At 62.9% G+C, this 19,483-nt stretch carries 19 protein-coding genes; 14 read left to right on the forward strand and 5 right to left on the reverse strand.

What is annotated here, in order from left to right:
- Positions 1–8 precede the first annotated feature (8 nt).
- Positions 9–344, forward strand: a complete 336-nt coding sequence (locus AC07UB_RS15450) for an ArsR/SmtB family transcription factor (RefSeq protein ID WP_494654588.1) — start codon at positions 9–11, stop codon at positions 342–344.
- Entirely contained in the window at positions 341–817 is a 477-nt protein-coding gene (locus tag AC07UB_RS15455) for an SRPBCC family protein (protein ID WP_494654586.1), read from the forward strand. Before AC07UB_RS15450 ends, AC07UB_RS15455 begins: the two co-directional genes overlap by 4 nt.
- A gap of 7 nt (positions 818–824) precedes the next feature.
- Here the strand turns inward: AC07UB_RS15455 and purU are convergent, their stop codons facing one another.
- Positions 825–1,688: a formyltetrahydrofolate deformylase gene (purU, locus tag AC07UB_RS15460; protein ID WP_494654584.1), complete on the reverse strand. Its 864-nt coding sequence runs from the start codon at positions 1,686–1,688 to the stop codon at positions 825–827.
- A gap of 63 nt (positions 1,689–1,751) precedes the next feature.
- Between purU and AC07UB_RS15465 the strand changes: the two genes are divergently transcribed.
- From AC07UB_RS15465 to AC07UB_RS15485, 5 genes are all read left to right on the forward strand, one after another.
- The gene (locus tag AC07UB_RS15465; RefSeq protein ID WP_494654582.1) at positions 1,752–1,898 is read left to right on the forward strand and encodes a hypothetical protein; all 147 of its coding nucleotides are present in this window, start codon (positions 1,752–1,754) and stop codon (positions 1,896–1,898) included.
- 40 nt (positions 1,899–1,938) lie between these two features.
- Positions 1,939–2,787, forward strand: a complete 849-nt coding sequence (locus AC07UB_RS15470) for a uroporphyrinogen-III synthase (protein WP_494654580.1) — start codon at positions 1,939–1,941, stop codon at positions 2,785–2,787.
- Between the two features lie 197 nt (positions 2,788–2,984).
- A complete protein-coding gene (locus tag AC07UB_RS15475; RefSeq protein ID WP_494654578.1) occupies positions 2,985–4,229 on the forward strand; it encodes an efflux RND transporter periplasmic adaptor subunit in 1,245 nt (414 codons plus the stop codon).
- Complete coding sequence (locus AC07UB_RS15480; protein ID WP_494654576.1) at positions 4,229–7,375, forward strand: efflux RND transporter permease subunit; 3,147 nt, start codon at positions 4,229–4,231, stop codon at positions 7,373–7,375. The genes AC07UB_RS15475 and AC07UB_RS15480 overlap by 1 nt, the downstream gene beginning before the upstream one ends.
- Before the next feature lie 98 nt (positions 7,376–7,473).
- Positions 7,474–9,939 carry a CaiB/BaiF CoA-transferase family protein gene (locus AC07UB_RS15485; RefSeq protein WP_494654574.1) on the forward strand — a complete coding sequence of 822 codons (2,466 nt, stop codon included), beginning with the start codon at positions 7,474–7,476 and terminating at the stop codon, positions 9,937–9,939.
- Between the two features lie 79 nt (positions 9,940–10,018).
- Here the strand turns inward: AC07UB_RS15485 and AC07UB_RS15490 are convergent, their stop codons facing one another.
- Positions 10,019–10,474, reverse strand: a complete 456-nt coding sequence (locus AC07UB_RS15490) for a secondary thiamine-phosphate synthase enzyme YjbQ (protein ID WP_494654572.1) — start codon at positions 10,472–10,474, stop codon at positions 10,019–10,021.
- Positions 10,475–10,488: 14 nt separating this feature from the next.
- Positions 10,489–10,935: a DUF1810 domain-containing protein gene (locus tag AC07UB_RS15495; protein ID WP_494654570.1), complete on the reverse strand. Its 447-nt coding sequence runs from the start codon at positions 10,933–10,935 to the stop codon at positions 10,489–10,491.
- A gap of 86 nt (positions 10,936–11,021) precedes the next feature.
- On the opposite strand from AC07UB_RS15495, the gene AC07UB_RS15500 reads away from it, so the two are divergent.
- The gene (locus AC07UB_RS15500; protein ID WP_494654568.1) at positions 11,022–11,306 is read left to right on the forward strand and encodes a DUF3551 domain-containing protein; all 285 of its coding nucleotides are present in this window, start codon (positions 11,022–11,024) and stop codon (positions 11,304–11,306) included.
- A 26-nt stretch (positions 11,307–11,332) separates the two neighbouring features.
- On the opposite strand, the gene fcl is transcribed toward AC07UB_RS15500, so the two are convergent.
- Positions 11,333–12,268, reverse strand: a complete 936-nt coding sequence (gene fcl / locus AC07UB_RS15505; RefSeq protein ID WP_492790350.1) for a GDP-L-fucose synthase — start codon at positions 12,266–12,268, stop codon at positions 11,333–11,335.
- Between the two features lie 272 nt (positions 12,269–12,540).
- Here fcl and AC07UB_RS15510 point away from each other — a divergent pair, with 272 nt between their 5' ends.
- The 6 genes from AC07UB_RS15510 to AC07UB_RS15535 all read left to right on the forward strand — a co-directional run bounded on the left by AC07UB_RS15510 (position 12,541) and on the right by AC07UB_RS15535 (position 18,536).
- Complete coding sequence (locus AC07UB_RS15510) at positions 12,541–13,773, forward strand: branched-chain amino acid ABC transporter substrate-binding protein (protein WP_494654565.1); 1,233 nt, start codon at positions 12,541–12,543, stop codon at positions 13,771–13,773.
- A gap of 82 nt (positions 13,774–13,855) precedes the next feature.
- Complete coding sequence (locus AC07UB_RS15515) at positions 13,856–14,803, forward strand: branched-chain amino acid ABC transporter permease (protein ID WP_492790352.1); 948 nt, start codon at positions 13,856–13,858, stop codon at positions 14,801–14,803.
- Positions 14,800–16,101, forward strand: a complete 1,302-nt coding sequence (locus tag AC07UB_RS15520) for a branched-chain amino acid ABC transporter permease (RefSeq protein WP_492790353.1) — start codon at positions 14,800–14,802, stop codon at positions 16,099–16,101. Before AC07UB_RS15515 ends, AC07UB_RS15520 begins: the two co-directional genes overlap by 4 nt.
- Entirely contained in the window at positions 16,098–16,862 is a 765-nt protein-coding gene (locus AC07UB_RS15525; protein ID WP_492790354.1) for an ABC transporter ATP-binding protein, read from the forward strand. Before AC07UB_RS15520 ends, AC07UB_RS15525 begins: the two co-directional genes overlap by 4 nt.
- Positions 16,862–17,557 (forward strand): ABC transporter ATP-binding protein, encoded by a 696-nt coding sequence (locus AC07UB_RS15530; protein WP_492790355.1) that lies wholly within the window; start codon positions 16,862–16,864, stop codon positions 17,555–17,557. The genes AC07UB_RS15525 and AC07UB_RS15530 overlap by 1 nt, the downstream gene beginning before the upstream one ends.
- 52 nt (positions 17,558–17,609) lie before the next feature.
- Positions 17,610–18,536, forward strand: a complete 927-nt coding sequence (locus AC07UB_RS15535) for a cation diffusion facilitator family transporter (RefSeq protein WP_492790356.1) — start codon at positions 17,610–17,612, stop codon at positions 18,534–18,536.
- A gap of 37 nt (positions 18,537–18,573) precedes the next feature.
- Here the strand turns inward: AC07UB_RS15535 and AC07UB_RS15540 are convergent, their stop codons facing one another.
- Positions 18,574–19,248 (reverse strand): Crp/Fnr family transcriptional regulator, encoded by a 675-nt coding sequence (locus tag AC07UB_RS15540; protein WP_492790357.1) that lies wholly within the window; start codon positions 19,246–19,248, stop codon positions 18,574–18,576.
- Positions 19,249–19,483: the final 235 nt, after the last annotated feature.

The following is a 19,483-nucleotide window of genomic DNA, read 5'->3' on the forward strand; positions in this document are numbered from 1 at the left end:
AGGCACGCGTGCCGGCTTCGCAACAAATCGATCACATGTTTCACGCCCTCGCCGACCCGTATCGCAGGAGCATGATTGAGCGGCTGAGCCGCGGCCCTGCGTCGGTGAAGCAACTGGCGGACCCGATGCACATGGCGCTGCCGTCCGCGGTCAAGCATCTCAAGGTACTGGAGGACGGCGGTCTCGTGGTTTCAAAAAAGGCCGGGCGCATTCGCACCTACACCATGCGACCGCAGGCGCTCGCCTCCATTGGAAAATGGGTGAAGCAGCGCGAGACCGCGATGAATCAGGCCTTCGACCGGCTGGCGCAGGCGATGGCAGAATTTCCCGAGGACACCAGATGAAACGCAATTCCGTGGATCACGCCACTTTCGTTGTCGAACGCATGCTACCGGGACGTCCGCCGCATGCCTTCCGGTTCTGGTCCGAATTCGATCTCAAGCGCAAATGGACGTCATGTCATCCGGACTGGACCGTGCTTGAAGACAGTTTCGATTTCCGGATCGGCGGATCGGAAGCGGTCCGATGGCGAACCGCCGAGGGCGAGATGCGAGGATTTCGCGCGCACTACTTCGACATCGTGCCGGGCGAGCGGATCATCTACGCCTATGACATGACGCTTGGCACGCGGCGGCTCTCGGCCTCGCTGGCGACTGTCGTGTTCACGGCAGACGGCGCACAAACCAGAATGACGTTCACCGAGCAGGCTGCCGTGCTCGACGCCGACGCCGGGATCGACGCGCGCGCATCCGGCACCGGGAGCGGTTTTGAACGGCTGGCCGCCGTCATGGAACAGGACCAGTCCACCCTGCAGTGATGAAAGGTCAGTCCGTAAACACCACGGTCTTGCGGCCGTTCAGGATCACGCGGTCCTGAAGGTGATAGCGCATGGCGCGGGCCAGCACGCGGCGCTCGATGTCGGCGCCCTTGCGCACCAGATCTTCCGGCGCGTCGCGATGGCTGATGCGCTCGATGTCCTGCTCGATGATCGGGCCTTCGTCGAGATCGCTGGTGACATAGTGCGCGGTCGCGCCGATCAGCTTGACGCCGCGCTCATGCGCCTGATGGTAGGGCTTCGCGCCCTTGAACCCCGGCAGGAACGAGTGGTGGATATTGATGCAGCGCCCGGATAGTTTGCCGGCGAAATCCTCCGACAGCACCTGCATGTAACGCGCCAGCACCACGAGGTCCGTCTTGGTGTCCTGGATGATTTTCCAGACCGCCGCTTCCTGCTCGTCCTTGGTGGCGCGCGTCACCGGCAGATAGTGAAACGGGATGTCGCCGAAATCGAGCCCGCCATAGGTCTCGCGCGGATGGTTGGAGACGATCGCGGTCGGGGTCATCGGCAATTCGCCGGTGCGCCAGCGATAGAGAATATCCACAAGGCAATGATCGAACTTCGACACCATCAGCAGCACGCGCTGGCGCGTGCTGCGGTCGCGCATCTGCCAGACCATGTCGAACGGCTTGGCGATGACGCCGAAGCCGGCCTGAAGCGTGGCGAGATCGGCGGCAGCGGTCGGCGAATCGAACATCACCCGCATGAAGAACCGGCCGGTCTCGATGTCGCTGTATTGCTGCGCGTCGAGAATGTTCTGTCCGTTGGCGAACAGGAAGGTCGAGACCGCCGACACAATGCCGGGGCGGTCCGGACAGGACAGGGTCAGTACGAATTGTTGTGCGGACATGGGGGACTTGATCTGGAGGGTGAATGTGGCCCCTCCTCTAGCATCCATGCGGAACTTTCGCCAATGGCATCGCCGGGTTTCTTCGTCATTGCGAGCGAAGCAATCCATAGCGACAAAAGCTGGATTGCTTCGTCGCAAGTGTTCCTCGCAATAACGGAGGATGCCGAGATCTGCAAAAACGGGCTTTCACCCGAAGGTGCGCAGGCATAAGTTGAAGCCATCCATTCGACTTTGGTCGCGAAAGGCCCACATGGCAGGCAGACTTGATGGCTACCGGATTCTGATTCTGGAAACGCGCGAGGAAGCGCAGTTTTCGCGCCTGCTGTCCGAGCAAGGCGCCGACGTGCTGCAATGTCCGATGTTCACCATCCGCGACGCGCCGGACCCTGCCCCTGTCGAGGCGTGGATCAGGCTCTTTATCAGACAGCCGTTCGACGATCTCGTGCTGATGACCGGCGAAGGCCTGCGCCGCATGATGACGGTGGCGAAGCGCATGGGCGTCGATCAGGATTTCATCGCCGCGATTTCCAAATCCAAACGGTTCGCGCGCGGCCCGAAGCCGGTGCGCGCACTGCGCGAGATCGGCCTCGAGGCGAACGTGCAGACCGAAACGCCGACGTCGGACGGCGTCGCCGCCATGCTGGCGAAGGAGGACCTGAAGGGCCATCGCGTCGGGCTGCAGCTTTATCCCGACAAGGACCACGCAAGGCTGATCGCCGCGATCGCTGCGCTCGGCGCAACCGTCGAGACGGTGCTGCCCTATATTTATGACAGCCAGGCGGCGGACATTCATATCGTCAAAGCCATCGGCGAGATGGCGGCGCGGCGCATTGACGCGATCGCGCTGACAAGCTCCGGACAGGTGCGGCGGCTGATCGACGTGGCGCGCGCGCATGGCTGCGAGGATCAACTGCGCGCAGGACTGGCGCAGACGCCGGTCGCATCGGTCGGCCCGGTGGTATCCGATGAATTAAAAGTGAACGGTCTGACCACGAACATTTATCCCGCCAACGACTCCTTTTTCATGAAGCCGCTGATCAGCGCGATGGCCGCGACATTGAACAAGTCACCTCCGCGGGAGCAGACCCGCACCGCGTGACATCATCATGACGCGCGGGACACCGGGCGCTCCGGTTCCATGGCGCCCCGCGCGACGCAGCAGCATCCGGAAAGCAAACTGAGTTTCCTGGCCGTTGCTCCATCCGCACGTTCGTGATTTGTTTGACCTTTCGGATCGCGCGCCTGCCGCATCGCCGCGATTCACCAAGCAGTACGCTCCAGCAGCAGGTTAAAGTAATGTACAGGCAACCGCGCTTTATCGTTAGCGCACTCGTTTTCCTCGCCCTGATCGCGGCCGCGTATTATTTCCTGCACGGCCGGTCCGGTCAGGTCGCGCAGAAGGCCGCACCTCCGCCGCCGGAAGTGGGCGTGGTCGAGTTGCGCCGCACCGAGGTGCCGCTTGCGCTGACCTATGCCGGACGGGTCGCGGGTTACCGCATTGTCGAGGTGCGACCGCAGATCAGCGGCACCATCCTGAAGCGCGAATATATCGAAGGCTCCAAGGTCAAACAGGGCGACGTGCTGTTCCGCATCGATCCGCGCACCTATCAGGCCTCGCTCGACCGCGCCAATGCGCAACTGGCGCAGGCGGAAGCCACCTCGGTGCAGGCCGAGGAAAACTTCAACCGCATCGACGAACTGGCGAAGCGCCAGGTCGCCACCGCCAAGCAGCTTGAGGACGCCCGCGCCGCCCGCGACCAGTCACGCGCCGCGATTGCAGCGACCAAGGCGGACATCAACACCGCCAAGCTGAATATCGAGTTCACCACCATCACCGCGCCGGTATCCGGCCCGACCAGTCTGGTGTCGCCGCCGGAAGGCTCGCTCGCGCTGGCGCAGCAAACCATCCTGACCACGATCACGCAGCTCGATCCGGCCTACGTCAATTTCTCCACCAGCGAATCGGAGTTCACCGAACTGCGCGATCTCAACCGCGCGCGCGACAAGCCGCTGACCGAGGACGACATCACCGTCACCATCCAGTTCGGCGACGGCACCGCCTATCCGGTGAAGGGCAAGCTCAACGTCTCGTCCTCCACCGTGGATGCGCGCACCGGCACCATCCAGATCCGCTCGATCTTCCCCAATCCAGACGGCGCGCTGCTGCCCAACCAGTTCGTGCGCGTGCTGCTGACGGGCGTCACGGTGCCGGGCGTCTTCGTGATCCCGCAGCAGGCGGTGTCGCAAGGGCCGCAAGGACCTTTCGTCTATGTGATCAATCCGGCCAGCAACGGCGTCATCGTCAAGCCGATCAAGTTCGACCGCGAGACAAAGGAGGGCTGGATCGTCAGGGAAGGACTGAATGAAGGCGACAGGATCATCGTCGATGGCGTCATGAGGGTGCGTCCGGGCGGGCCGGTCAAGCCGGTGCCGTTCGTCGCCAAGAACGACGATCCAAAAACCGACAAGGCCACAAACGACAATGCGAAGAACGGCGGTACGCCGCCGCAGGGCTCCGACAAGTCAGGTCAGGCCAAGTAATGTTCTCGAAATTCTTCATCGACCGGCCGGTCTTCGCCGCGGTCATTTCCATCGTTATCGTGCTGGCGGGATTCATCGCCATGCGCGCGCTGCCGATCGCGCAATATCCCGAGATCGTGCCGCCCGAGGTGCGAGTGTCCGCGACCTATCCCGGCGCGTCGGCGCAGACCATCGCGGAAACCGTGGCAGCACCGCTGGAGCAGCAGATCAACGGCGTCGAGAACATGCTCTACATGCGCTCGACATCGACCGGCTCCGGCACGCTGACCATTTCCATCACCTTCGCAATCGGCACCAATCCCGACCAGAACACCATCAACGTCAGCAATCGCGTCCAGCGCGCCACCCCGCTGCTGCCGTCCGAAGTGCAGCGGCAGGGCGTGGTGGTGCAGAAGCGCTCAGCCTCGATCCTGCAAGTGATCGCGATGGCCTCGCCCAGCCAGCGCTACGACACCATTTTCATCAGCAACTACGCGCTGATCAACGTAATCGACGAACTGCGCCGCACGCCGGGCGTCGGCGACGCCTCGCTGTTCGGCGCATCGGACTATTCGATGCGGATCTGGCTGCGGCCGGACAAGCTCGCGCAGTACAACCTCACGACCAGCGACATCGCCACCGCCATCCGCGAACAGAATGCGCAGTTTCCCGCCGGGCGCTTCGGCGAGGAACCGCAGACCAACCCGCCCTCCTTCACCTATTCCGTGACCACGCAGGGCCGCTTCGCCGATCCGCACGAATTCGAGAACATCATCATACGCTCCGACGAATTCGGCGGGGCGCTGCGCGTCAAGGATGTCGCGCGCGTGGAACTCGGCTCGCTGAACTACGCCTTCTCCGCGACCTATCGCGGCGCGCCGACCGTGCCGATCGGCGTCTACCTTCAGTCCGGCGCCAACGCGCTTGAGGTCGCCAAGAGCGTCAGGGCGACGATGGAGCGGCTGCAAGCGCGCTTTCCGGAGGGGCTCGAATACCAGATCCCGTTCGACACCACGCGGTTCGTCGAAGTGTCGATCGAGGAAGTCATCAAGACCTTCATCGAGGCGATCATTCTCGTCGTGCTGGTTGTGTTCATCTTCCTGCAAAGCTGGCGTGCGACGATCATCCCGGTGATCGCAGTGCCGGTCTCGCTGATCGGCACCTTCGCCGGCATGTACCTCTTGGGATTCTCCATCAACCTGCTGACGCTGTTCGGCATGGTGCTGGCCATCGGCATCGTGGTCGACGACGCCATCGTGGTGCTGGAAAATGTCGAGCGCATCATGCGCACCCAGAAGAAGACGCCGCGCGACGCCGCCATCCAGGCGATGGAGGAAGTCAGCGGCCCGGTGGTCGCCATCGTGCTGACGCTGTGCGCCGTGTTCGTGCCGGTGTCGTTTCTCGGCGGCCTCGCCGGCGAGTTGTACCGGCAATTCGCAGTCACCATCTCGGTGTCCGTGGTGATTTCAGGCATCGTCGCGCTGACGCTGACACCGGCACTGGCCGCACTGCTGCTGGAGCAGCAGCATCACGAACCGGCGAAGCCGTTCCGGATTTTCAACCGCGGCTTCGCATGGCTCACCGAGCGTTATACCGGCATTGTCGATTTCTTCCTCAGACGAACCGCCCTCTCGCTCATCATCGTCGCGTGCATGCTCGGCGCGACCGCGCTGCTGTTCCGGGTGGTGCCCGGCAGTCTCGTTCCGCAGGAGGACCAGGGCTACGTGCTGATGGTGACGCAACTCCCGCCGGCCGCGTCCCTGAGCCGCACGCGCGCGGTCAATGCCGTCGCCGTCGATGCGATCAACAAGATGCCGGCGGTGCGGGGTGTCGTTTCATTTTCCGGATTCGACATTCTCTCCGGCGCGCAAATGACCAGCGCAGGCGTCGCCTTCATCACCCTGAAGGACTGGGCGGAACGTCCCAAGCCGGAGGACGACGCCCGCAATATCGCGCCATCGCTCGCCAGCCTGAGCGGCCTGTTCCGTGACGGCGTGGTGTTCGCGTTCAATCCGCCGCCCATTCAGGGCATCAGCACCACCGGCGGCTTCGAGCTGTACTTGCAGAACCGCTCCGGTGCATCGCTTGAGGCGCTGGCGGAAGCCGCCAACAAGGTGGTGGCCGAAGCCAACAAGCGCCCCGAACTCGCCGGCGTCAGAAACCAGTTCTCCACAACGATCCCGCAATACCGGATCAATGTCGACCGCAACAAGGCCAAGACGCTCGGCGTGCCGATCAACAGCATTTTCGACACGATGCAAAGCGGCGTCGGCAGCCTCTATGTCAACGACTTCACGCTGTTCGGACGAACCTACCGCGTCAGCCTGTCGTCCGAAGCCGATTTCCGGTCCTCGCCCGACGATCTGCGCTTCATCTATGTCCGCTCGGATTCCGGCGCGATGATTCCGCTGAATGCGCTGGTGACGGTGGAGCGCGTGGTCGGACCGGACACGGTGGATCGCTTCAACATTTTCCCGGCGGCTAAAATTCTCGGCAACCCCGCGCCGGGCTATTCCTCCGGCCAGTCGCTGGCGACGATGCAGGAGATCGTCAACAAGACGCTCGGCACCGATTACTCGGTCGGCTGGACCGGCTCGGCGTATCAGGAACTCGCCACCGCCGGCACCGGCTATCAGGGCTTCCTGTTCGGCCTGCTGATGGTGTTCCTCATTCTCGCCGCGCAATACGAACGCTGGTCGCTGCCGCTGGCGGTGCTGACCGCCGTGCCGTTCGCGCTGTTCGGCGCGATCCTCGCAATCTGGGTGCGCGGCATCGAGAACGACATCTATTTCCAGATCGGACTCGTGACGCTGATCGGCCTTGCAGCAAAGAACGCGATTCTGATCGTGGAGTTCGCAGCGCAACGGCATCGCGACGGCCTTTCGATCTACGACGCCGCGCTGGAAGCCGCGCGGTTGCGCTTCCGCCCGATCGTCATGACGTCGCTCGCCTTCATCCTCGGCGTGCTGCCGCTGGCGATTTCCACCGGCGCAGGATCGGCCAGCCGTCACTCCATCGGCACCGGCGTGATCGGCGGCATGATCGCTGCGACCGCGCTCGCGATCATCTTCGTGCCGCTGTTCTTCCGGCTGGTGACGCGCACGGCGGAACGCAAAGTTTTGCAGGGCGAAACGGCAAAGCAGTTGCCGTCGCCAACGGATCATTGACGCTTCATCGGCTTTGCGAACGCGGTGGTCCTTGCTAAGACAACCGCCGCGCACGCACATGAATGTTGTGCGCTGCAAATAAGAAAAGCGGAGCGCTCATGCCGAACTTGCCGCTGTCAGGGTTGCGCGTGGTCGAACTCGGATCGGGCGACACGCTCGGCTATTGCGGCAAGCTGTTCGCGGATTTCGGCGCGGAGGTCATCAAGATCGAACCGCAAGGCGGCGATCCCGGCCGCCGCATTCCGCCGCTGGCCGATGTGGGCTCCGGACAGCGCGAGAGCCTTAACTTCGCATGGCTCAACACCAACAAGAAAAGTATTCTGGCCGATCCGGAGACGCCTGCGGACGCGGACAGAATTCTCGCGCTGCTCGCCACCGCCGACCTGCTGCTCGACGCGCGGCATCCCGACGACGTGAAAGCATCACGGATTTCGCATGATCTCTTGCGCGCGAACGATCCGGGCCTGGCGATCACTGCGCTGTCGTGGTTCGGCGAACATGGCCCCTATCGCAATTATCAAGCCACCGACTCGGTGTGCCGCAGCCTTGCGGGACTGGTGAAACTGGTCGGCGCCGTCGAAGGGCCGCCGGTGTTGCCGCGCGATGGCCAGATCGGCGTGGTCGGCGGACTGACCGCGTTCATTCCGAGTCTCGCAGGCCTGTACGGACACGCGCACGGCGCGCGGCGGTTCGCGGTGAACGATCTCGAAGCACTGCTGCACATCAGCGAGTTCGATACGGGGTTGGCGCTGGAGGCCGGCTTCACGCGCCCGCGCGCCGGTATCAACCGTTTCGGGCGCGGCTATCCGAGCGGAAACTTTCAAACCCGGCACGGCTGGCTCGGCGTCACCGTGGTCACGCCCGCGCAGTGGACGGCGTTCTGCACCCTGCTCGACATGCCGGATCTCGCCGCCGATCCGATCTACAACACAACCATCGGCCGCTTTCATCATGCCGATCAGTTGAAGGCGATCATCACGCCGGCGCTGCTGAAGCGCACCGCGATGGAATGGTTCGAGCGCGGCATCGAATTGCGGCTGCCGCTCGCCATCGTGCCGGACATGGAAGAACTGCTTGCGCAGGAGGTGCATCGCAGCCGCGGCGCGTTCGGTCCCGTAAGCATCGGCGACGCGTCGTTCGAGGGACCGGTATTGCCGCAGCATCTCACGCGCGCGCGGCCGAAAACCAACGGGCGCGCACCGCTCGCCGGCGCGGACGACACAACCGCCCTGCCCGCGCACACGCGAAAAGCAACGCGCGCCGCGACGCCGGCGGATGCGCTGCCGCTGAAAGGCCTGCGCATCATCGACCTCACCATGGGCTGGGCCGGACCGACCGCGACGCGCCAGATGGGCGACCTCGGCGCGGATGTCATTAAAGTGGAGTCCTGCCAGTATCCGGACTGGTTTCGCGGCACCGACACGCGGCCGCCCTATCACGAGGAGCGGACCTACGAGAAGACGTACTGGTTCCAGATGAACAACCGCAACAAGCGCGGCATCACGCTGGACCTCACCTCGGACGCGGGCCTGACGCTGCTGAAGCGGCTGATGCAGGACGCCGATGCCGTGATCGACAATTACGCCGCCGACGTGATGCCGCGTCTCGGCCTCGGCTTTGAGACGCTGTTGAAAATCAATCCGCGCCTTGTGGTGGTGACGATGCCCGCGTTCGGCATGACCGGCAAATGGAGCGGCGTGCGCGCCTATGGCTCGACGCTCGAACAGGCGTCGGGGCTTCCTTCCGTCACCGGCGGTCCGGACGATCCGCCAACTATGCTGCACGCCGCGCTCGGCGATCCGATCGGCGGCCTCAACGGCGCGGCGGCGCTGCTGCTTGGCTTCATGCACCAGCGCAACACCGGCGAAGGCCAGCACATCGATCTCAGCCAGGTCGAATGCATGTTGCCGATGGTCGCGCCCTCGATCCTCGAACAGTCGGCCACCGGCAAAACCAGCCCGCGCATCGGCAACCGCCATCCGCAGCACGTGCCGAACGGCTGCTTCCCGACGCTCGGCATCGATCAATGGATCACGCTTGCGGTGCGAACCGACGACGAGTGGCGCGCGCTGTGCGGCGTCATGCGGCGGGCGGACCTCGCGGCTGACGCCGAACTTGGCACCGTCGAAGGCCGGCGCGCGCACGAGGACCGCATCGAGGTTGCGATCCGGCAATGGCTTGCCGACGTGCGCCCCGACATTGCGATGGTGACGTTGCAAAAGGCCGGCATCGCCGCCGGCATTGCCAAGCTGCCGCAGGATCTCGCTAACGATCCGCATCTGCTGAAAACCGGCCACTGGCAGCCGAGCGACCGGCCGTTCATGGGGCCGCATCTGCTGCCGTCGGTGGCGTATCGCGAAGGCGACAGCGAATTGCCTTACGCCATCACGCATCTCGCACCGACGCTCGGCCAGCACAATCATGAAGTGCTGCGCGAGCTGCTGGGACTGAGCGACGCCGAGATCACCGAACTCGAACGCAGCGAAGTGATCGGCACGGTCGCGATATTGCCGAAGCCGAAAAAGAAAAAGAGCGACGGCAAGACCGCGAGCGCGGCGGGGTAACACAGAATACCGGGTGTGCGTGCATGACCTCTCCCCGCAAGCGGGGCGAGGGAGCGCATTCTGCCCTGACGCAGCCCTGCTAACTTTTGCTCCCCATGAACTGCATCACAACCTCGCGGCTGTGCGGCCGGGTCCTGTGTTCAATCAGATAGATCGCCTGCCAGGTGCCGAGCGCGAGCGCCCCATCGATGACCGGAATTTGCTGGCTGGTGCAGGTCAGCATGGTTTTGATATGCGCCGGCATGTCGTCCGGACCTTCGACCGTATGACGCCAGCCGCCGTCGGCAGGGGCCAACCGCCGCAACGACGTGATCAGGTCCGCCAGCACATCCGGGTCGGCGTTCTCCTGAATGGTCAGCGAGGCCGAGATGTGCCGGATAAACAAACTGACGACGCCGGTCTCACCGCCTGTTTGCTCCAGGAACCGCGCGACCTCGTTCGTGATGTCGATAAAGCCCTCGCCCCTGGTCGGCACGGTGAGCACCGACGTGGCGATGGTTTCAACGCCGGTCGAAAGGATACGGCTCTGTTTCATGATGTCACTGTCGCTCAAAGCCGGGCCATTGTCGCGCCGTCGAATTCGCCGTCATAGTATTTTTTGAGGGCAGCGACAAAGTCAGCATTGTCGGATGCGACCTTTGCAAACAGCGTCATCGACGACCTGAATTTCATGTCGTCGGGCGAGCCGAGAATGCCGGTGATCGTCCTGCCATCGACCGCGGTCACCAGTTGCGTGCATTCGCGCAGCCGTGGCCCGAGCACCGGATGCTCAAGATAGGCCTCGGCCTCAAGACGCGAGCGGATCGCATATTGCTGCGACATTGCACTCGCGCCAAGGCCCGCGATCTGTGGAAAAATGAACCACATCCAGTGGCTCGATTTCCGTCCCGCCCGAAGTTCCGACAGCACGCGCGGATAGACATGCTCTTGCGCGTGGACAAATCGCTGAAGGTCGTAGGTGTCGTTTGTCGTCATGAGCAGCCAACGATGGGGCATGACGCCCGTTCCGCGCCGGATACGTGAGGATATCGCGGAACCTTGACCTCCCGGCAGGGTTTATTCGTTCGATCAAGGAGGTCCCCATGAAGCTCATGTTCGCATTCCTGGTCTCCATCGCCGGTCTGGTCGCGCCCGCCGCCGGGCTCGCCACACCGCTTGTCGGCGCGACCTCGCCTTCATCGACGTCGGCCGATGACAAGGCGTTCTGCATCCGGACGAAGGGCGATATCAGCCGACCCGGCGACTGCATGTTTGCGTCCTACAAGGCGTGCAAGGAATCGGGCGCCGCGGTCTATGCCGAATGCTACCGCAACCCGCGCGCGGCGAACGCCAGGCAGGGCCGCAAAAATCCGGCGTCGTCGCAATAGATCCGGGAGATCTGGTTCAGCAGCCGTTATGGCTGTTCCTTGAGAAACGCCGCATACGCCAGCTTGATGCCATCGTCGAGCGAGGTGCGCGCGCGCCATCCGGTTGCCGCGAGCTTGCCGACATCGAGCAGCTTGCGCGGCGTGCCGTCCGGCTTGGTGCGATCGAAGACGATCTCGCCGGTATAGCCCACGGTTTTCGCCACCACCTTCGCGAACTCGGCGATGGTAATGTCCTCGCCGGTGCCGACATTGATGAGACCGCTCTCGGAATAGGTCTTCATCAAATGGACGGACGCGTCCGCCATGTCGTCCACATAAAGAAACTCGCGGCGCGGCGTCCCGGTGCCCCAGACCACGACCTCGCGCGCGCCGGTCTGCTTCGCCTCGTGAAAGCGCCGGATCAGGGCCGCAACCACATGGCTGTATTCGGGATGGTAGTTGTCGCCGGGGCCATAGAGGTTGGTCGGCATGATGCTGATGAAGTCGCTGCCGTACTGGCTGCGGTACGCCTCCGCCATCTTGACGCCCGCGATCTTGGCAATCGCATACGGCTCGTTGGTCGGCTCCAGCGTGTCCGTCAGCAGCGAATCCTCGCGCAGCGGCTGCGGGGCGAGTTTCGGATAGATGCAGGACGACCCGAGAAACAGCAGCTTTTCGGCGCCGTTGACATGCGCCGCGTGGATCACGTTGGCCGCGATCATCAGGTTGTCGTAGATGAATTCCGCCCGCAGCGTGTTGTTGGCGACAATACCGCCGACCTTCGCGGCGGCGTGGAAAACAACCTGTGGACGGTTCGCGGCGAACCAGCGGTTGGTCGCAGCCTGATCGCCCAAATCTGTTTCGCTGCGCGAAACTGTCAGCACCTCGACGTCCTCGCGGGCAAGACGCCGTACCAGGGCGCTGCCGACCATCCCCCGATGACCGGCGACAAAGACCCGCTTACCTTTCAGATCAAACGGCATGGCGGCCTTTGGAAATCACGCGCTGTCCCCGTCCGCAGATCGCCCCGGATGAATTTCTCGTAATCCGATACGCAAAACGATCCATGCCTGTTCTTTTCGCAATTTCATAGCGTTCGCTGTTGTGGCCGCACATTAAGCATTCCCCCCGGCCGCTCAAGACCGGGCTTGCGAGTCCCGATCCCTTGGCCCACAATCCGCAACTGAATGGCTGGGATGCGTTCAGAACATGCGCAATCCCTCAAAAAAGCCGTCACTAATTCAGGGAGAGAAGAATGCGTAAATCTATTTTTGCTGCCGCTGTGATGCTTCCGCTGTTGGGCGGGGCCGCACTGGCTCAGGAGACCGTCAAAATCGGCTATATCGACCCGCTTTCGGGCGGCGGCGCCAGCGTCGGCGAAATCGGCCTCAAGACGTTCCAGTTTCTCGCCGATGAAGTGAACGCCAAGGGCGGAATTCTCGGCAAGAAGGTCGAGATCGTGCCGCTCGACAACAAGACCAATCCGCAGGAAAGCCTGATCCAGGCGCAGAAGGCGATCGACGCCGGCGTGCGCTACATCACCCAGGGCAACGGCTCTGCGGTTGCCGGCGCGCTCACCGACTTCATCACCAAGTACAACGAGCGCAATCCCGGCAAGGAAGTGCTGTTCTTCAACTACGCCGCGGTCGATCCGGTTCTCACCAACGAAAAGTGCAGCTTCTCGCACTTCCGCTGGGACGCCAACTCCGACATCAAGATGGAAGCCCTCACCAACTACATGAAGGGCGTTCCGGCGATCAAGAAAGTGTACTTGATCAATCAGGACTATTCGTTCGGCGAATCCGTGCGCACCACCGCGCGCGCCATGCTGAAAGCGAAGCGCGCCGACATCGAGATCGTCGGCGACGAGAAGCATCCGCTGCTGAAGGTCACCGACTTCGCGCCCTATATCGCGAAGATCAAGGCCTCCGGCGCGGACAGCGTCATCACCGGCAACTGGGGCCAGGACTTTGCGCTGTTGCTGAAAGCAGCCGCCGACTCCGGTCTGAAGGTCAACTGGTACACCTATTACGCGGGTGGCACGGGTGGCCCGACCGCCATCAAGCAGGCCAACCTGAACGATCAGGTCTTCCAGGTCGCCGAAGGCTATCCGAACATCGAGCATGATGCGTCGAAGGCGTTTGAAAAGGCGCTCCGCGACAAGTACGGCTTCAGCCTGTTCTATCCGCGCGCCGTCAACGAAATGCGGATGTTCGCGCTCGCCGCCGAAAAGGCCAAGTCGCTTGAGCCGGTCAAGGTCGCTGCCGCTCTCGAAGGCATGGACTATGAAGTGTTCAACGGCGGCAAGGGCTTCATGCGCAAGGACGATCACCAGTTCTTCCAGCCGATCTACATCGCGCAGTTCGGCGAACTGAAGAACAAGGAAACGTTCGACGAGGAAAAGACCGGCTGGGGCTGGAAGGGCGTCGCCAAGATCGATGCCGACAAGACCGTTCTGCCGACCACCTGCAAGATGACCCGCCCGTAACGGGCCGCTTTACCATTGCGCTCATCCCGGCTCCGGCCGGGGTGAGCGTGACCTTCATGTATCCGGGGGGAGTGCTGGGGTCGTGCTTGAGCTAATCGTCATATCCACGCTCAACGGCGTGCTGTTCGGCATGCTGCTGTTCCTGATGGCCAGCGGCCTGACAGTGATCTTCAGTATGCTCGGCGTACTGAACTTCGCGCATGCAAGCTTCTACATGCTCGGTGCATTTTTCGGATTCCAGATCAGCCGGTGGTTCGGGTTCTGGCCCGCGCTGCTGATCGCTCCGCTGATCGCCGGCGTGATCGGCGCCGGTGTCGAGCGCTACGGCCTGCGGCAGGTCCACAGGAACGGCCACGTCGCCGAACTGCTGTTCACCTTCGGCCTCGCGTTCGCCATTGAAGAAATCGTGCAGATCATCTGGGGCAAGAGCCCGGTGGATTTCCGCGTGCCGCCCCTGCTCGACTTTCCGGCGTTCACGATCTTCTCGACCAACTATCCCGCCTACAAGATGTTCATGCTGCTGGTCTCGGTCGGCATCTTCCTTGCCCTGCTGGTTGCGCTGAAGAAAACCCGCGTCGGCATGATCGTGCAGGCCGCCCTCACCCATCCGCACATGGTCGGCCATCTCGGCCACAATGTCGGACGCATCTTCATGATGGTGTTCGGCGTCGGCACCGCGCTCGCCGCGGTGGCGGGCGTAATCGCCGGCCCGGCGCTGGTGACGCAATCGAACATGGCCGGTCTGCTCGGACCCATTCTGTTCGTGGTCGTTGTGGTCGGCGGGCTCGGCTCGCTGTCGGGCGCCTTCATCGCCTCGCTGCTGATCGGCCTACTGCAAACCTTTGCGGTGTCGATGAACGGCTCGCTATCCGAGGTGTTCGGCCCGCTCAGCCCGGCCTATGCCTCGACATGGCTGTCCGACATCTGGAATGTCACCGTCGCGCAGGTCGCGCCGATCATGCCTTACGTGCTGCTCGTGCTGATCCTCGCCTTCCGCCCGATGGGCCTTATGGGGACGCGCGACACATGAGCGACATCACCGCACGCGTAGCGCCCCCGCCGCCGACCGCCACCGAGAATCTGAAATTCTACGGGCTCTGGATTGCAGCCGGCCTTGCGCTGCTGATCCTGCCCAAGATTTTCAGTTCCGGCGGCTCACTCACCACGTTCAGCCTGATCGGCATCTCGATCATCTTCGCGCTGTCCTACAACATCCTGCTCGGCCAGACCGGCATGCTGTCGTTCGGCCACGCCGTCTATTACGGCCTCGGCGGCTTCCTCGTGATCCACGCCATCAATATCATCGGCGGCAACAAGTGGCCGATCCCGCTGGCCATCGTGCCGCTGATCGGCGGCCTGACCGGGCTTGTGTTTGCGATCCTGCTCGGCTGGGTATCGACACAAAGAAGCGGCACGGCCTTCGCGATGATCTCGCTGGGCGTCGCCGAACTCGTCGCGTCGTCAGCGCTGATCCTGCGGACATTCTTCGGCGGCGAAGCCGGCATCTCCGCGAACCGCACCAAGCTGCTGAGCGTGTTCGGCTGGAACTTCGGCCCGCAGATCCAGATCTACTATCTGGTCGCGGCGTGGACGCTGATCAGCATGATCGCGATGTACGCGCTGACCCGCACCCCGCTCGGCCGCATGTCCAACGCCGTGCGCGACAATCCCGAGCGCGTGCAGTTCGTCGGCTACGATCCGCATGTGGTGCGTTACCTCGCGTTCTGCTTCTCGGGTTTCTTCGCGGGCATCGCCGGCTCGCTGGCCGCCATCAACTTCGAGATCGCGAACTCCGCCTACCTCGGCGCGGTGCAATCCGGCACCGTGCTGTTCGCCGCCTATATCGGCGGCATCGGGTTCTTCATCGGCCCGATCGTCGGCGCGGTCTTTGTCACGATCCTGTCGCTCGGCCTGAGCGACGTGACCACCGTGTGGCAGCTTTACTTCGGCCTGTTCTTCATCGCGGTCGTGATGTTCGCGCCCGGCGGCATCACCGGGCTCCTGATGATGCATCGTCCCCTGATCCGGGGCGGTACGCTGGGCAAGGTTCTGCCGTCCTATGTCGTGGCGCTGATCCCCACCTTGGCGATGATGGTCGGGCTGATGCTCGCCATCGAGTCCGTCGTTCACTACACGATGCATTCGATGGAGGACCCGAACGTCAGGGCGTTCGGCATTCCTTTCAATGCAGCAAGCCCGGTAACGTGGATTGCTGCGCTGGTCCTGGTCGTCGGTGGTTTCATCATTGCGCGCATGACGTGGAAGCGGGTCGCCGTGGCCTGGGACGAAGCGCTGACCGCAGCGCGCGCGAAGGAGCTGGGGGCATGATGTCCGATGTGAAGCCCGACGCCATCGAAATCCGCGACGTCCAGAAGAGTTTCGGCATCACCAAGGTGATCCGCGACCTCAACCTGAAGGTCGCGCAGGGCGAACGCCATGCGCTGATCGGCCCGAACGGCGCCGGCAAGTCGACCACGTTCAACCTCATCAGCGGCTATATGGCGCCGACCAGCGGCGAGGTGCTGATGCGCGGCGAGAAAATCTCGGGCCTGCCGCCCTATCAGATCAACCGCCGCGGCCTGTCGCGCTCGTTTCAGGTCACCAACGTGTTCGCCAACATGACGGTGTGGGAGAACCTGCGCTGCGCCGTGCTGTGGGCGACGGGACACAAATACGCGTTCTGGAAAAGCGTCGACAAGCTGCCGGAGGTGCGCGAGCGCACCGCGCAGATCCTGGAGGACATCGGCCTGACCTCGCGGCGCGACGTCCCCGCCGGCCTTCTGACCTACGCCGAACAGCGCGCGCTTGAAATCGGCATCACCACCGCGGGCGGCGCCGACGTCATCCTGCTGGATGAACCGACCGCCGGCATGAGCCACGCCGAGACGGAGCGCGCGGTCGAACTGATCCGCCGCCTTACCGTCGGCAAGACGCTGCTGATCGTCGAGCACGACATGAGCGTGGTGTTCGGCCTCGCCGACCGTATCTCGGTTCTTGTGTACGGAAATATCATCGCCTCCGGAAAGCCCGAAGAAATTCGCAACAGTCCGAAGGTCAAGGAAGCCTATCTGGGCGAGGAAGCTGCCTGATGCTGGACGTTCAGGATCTGCACGCCTACTACGGCAAAAGCCACATCCTTCAGGGTGTCGATATGACCATCGGCGCCGGCGAGGTCGTCAGCCTGCTCGGACGCAACGGCGTCGGGCGCTCGACCACCGTGAAGGCGATCATGGGCGAGGTGCCGCCGCACGGCACCATCAATTTCAAGGGCCAGAACATCGCCGGCCTGCCGAGCTACAAGATCGCGCATCTCGGCCTCGGCTACGTTCCGGAGCATCGCGACATCTTCCCCGGCCTGACCGTGCGGCAGAACCTGCTGCTCGGCGTCAAGGACCCCCGGCATCCCGGCAAGTGGAAGCTGGACGACATGCTGGAGATGTTTCCGAACCTGAAAGCACGCGCCGACACGGCGGCCGGCGTGCTGTCGGGCGGCGAAAAGCAGATGCTGACCATCTGCCGCACGCTGATGGGAAATCCCGAACTGGTCATGATCGACGAGCCGACCGAGGGCCTCGCGCCTCTGATCGTGCAGCAGGTCGGCGATCTCATCGCCGAGATTGCCCGGCGAGGCGTCTCGATCCTGTTGGTCGAGCAGAAGCTGTCGATCGCGATGCGCATCTCGCACAGGGTCTACGTCATGGGCCACGGCCGCATCGTGTTCGAGGGCACGCCCGCCGACCTCAAGGCCAACGACGCCATCCGCAAGGAATGGCTGGAGGTGTGATATCGTCCGTTCTGTGATGTCCGGATGACATCGCAGACCCGTCGGATAACACATGCGGACCGAACAAAACGTTCTGCGCCTGTCGATAGTTGTCACCCTGGTTCTGGCCGGGCTGGGAATTCTGTTCGGTCTTCTGTCAGGGTCCTACGCGATTGTTTTCGATGGCGTCTACGCGCTGATCGACGCTGTCATGACGATCCTCGCCCTGCTCGTCGCCAATCTGATCGCGGCATCGACGCGCGAAGGCGGCTCCAAATCCAGACTGATCGCACAGTTCACCATGGGCTTCTGGCATCTGGAGCCGATGGTTCTCGGACTGAACGGCATTCTGCTGATGGGTGCCGCGATCTATGCATTGATCAACGCAATTGGCAGCCTGCTGACGGGAGGGCGCGAACTCGCCTTCGACCAGGCGATCATCTACGCCGTGGTGATAACGCTTGCCGCCATCGGCATGGCGATCTTCGACGCAAGAGCCAACCGGACCATTAAATCCAACTTCGTGGCGCTGGACGCAAAGGCCTGGATGATGTCCGCGGGGCTGACAGCCGCCCTGCTCGTTGCCTTCATCTTCGGCTATATGATTCAGGGCACCAGCCTGAAATGGATGTCGCCCTACATCGATCCGGCCGCGCTGGCGATCGTCTGCCTGATTGTGATTCCGATTCCGATCGGCACCGTGCGTCAGGCGCTTGCCGACGCGCTCTTGGTCACGCCGCCCGATCTCATGCAGCACGTCGAGGCCATCGCCCAGCAAATCGTGCTGCGCTATCAATTCCTGTCCTACCGGGCCTATGTCGCGCGCGTCGGCCGCGGACGGCAGATCGAGCTTTACTTCATCGTCCCCGCCGGCTTGCCGCCCAAGCGGCTTGAGGAATGGGACAAGATCCGCGACGAGATCGGCGAGGCCATCGGCAACGACACGCCCGACCGCTGGCTGTCCATTGTCTTTACGACCGATCAGGAATGGGCGGAGTGAAACGCGCCTGAAAGAATGCGTGGTGAGACAGCTCCGCCTATTCTCCGTATCCGCGCAATTTTTCCAGGTCGATCACCGTCACGCCGCCGTATTCGACACGCAGCAGGCCTTCCTGCTCCAATGTCTTGAGGCACTGATTGGCGTTCTGCCGGGAGATGCCGGAGATGGCGCCGAGTTCTTCCTGCGTGATGTCCAGGTGGCGCGTATGATCCGGATACAGGATCGGATTGAACAGCGACGCGATTGAGCGCGCGAGGCGCGCCTTCGCATCCAGCATCCGGCCGTATTCGACGAGACCCATGAACTGGCCGAGCCGCTCGTTCAGCAGACCCACCAGGAACCGGTTGAACCCGACGCTGTTCTCGAACAGCCAGAAGAACGTCGCGCGGTCCATCAGCGCGAGGCGCGTGTCGCGCAACGCCACGGCATCGTAGCGGCGGGCTTCGTTCTTGAGCACGGTTCCCTCGCCGAACCATGCGCCGTTGGTCATGCCGGTGAAGCTCACGGCCTTGCCGTCGCGTGAGCCGGTGCCGATCCGGACCAGCCCCGTGACAACGCCCATCCAGTATTCGAAGTGGTCGCCGCGCATGCAGATGAATTCGTTCGTGCTGAACGACTTCTCCGTCACACCGGCGCGCGCGACTTCGATCTCCCGCTCGTTCAGGCCGCGCGACCAGACCGCAATGCGCTTCAGATATTCCGCGGAAACCATGCTGTCTCGACTGCCCCTCGCATCGCGCAATGTTGCGGCGCGGCAAATGTCCTTTGGTATACCGCGCACTTGTGGAAATTGCCCAACGAATTGTCAGGCGCAAGACATTTTGATGTCGCGCTTTGCCGTAAGGACGGCTGCGACACATCCGTCGTGTGGCGCAAAACATCAATAGTAGAATGGCTTACCCGGACCGCCCGTTGTAGGATCGGTGCCGTGGTAGCGAACCATAGAT

The organism is Afipia sp. GW821-FHT04G03, from assembly GCF_059419985.1.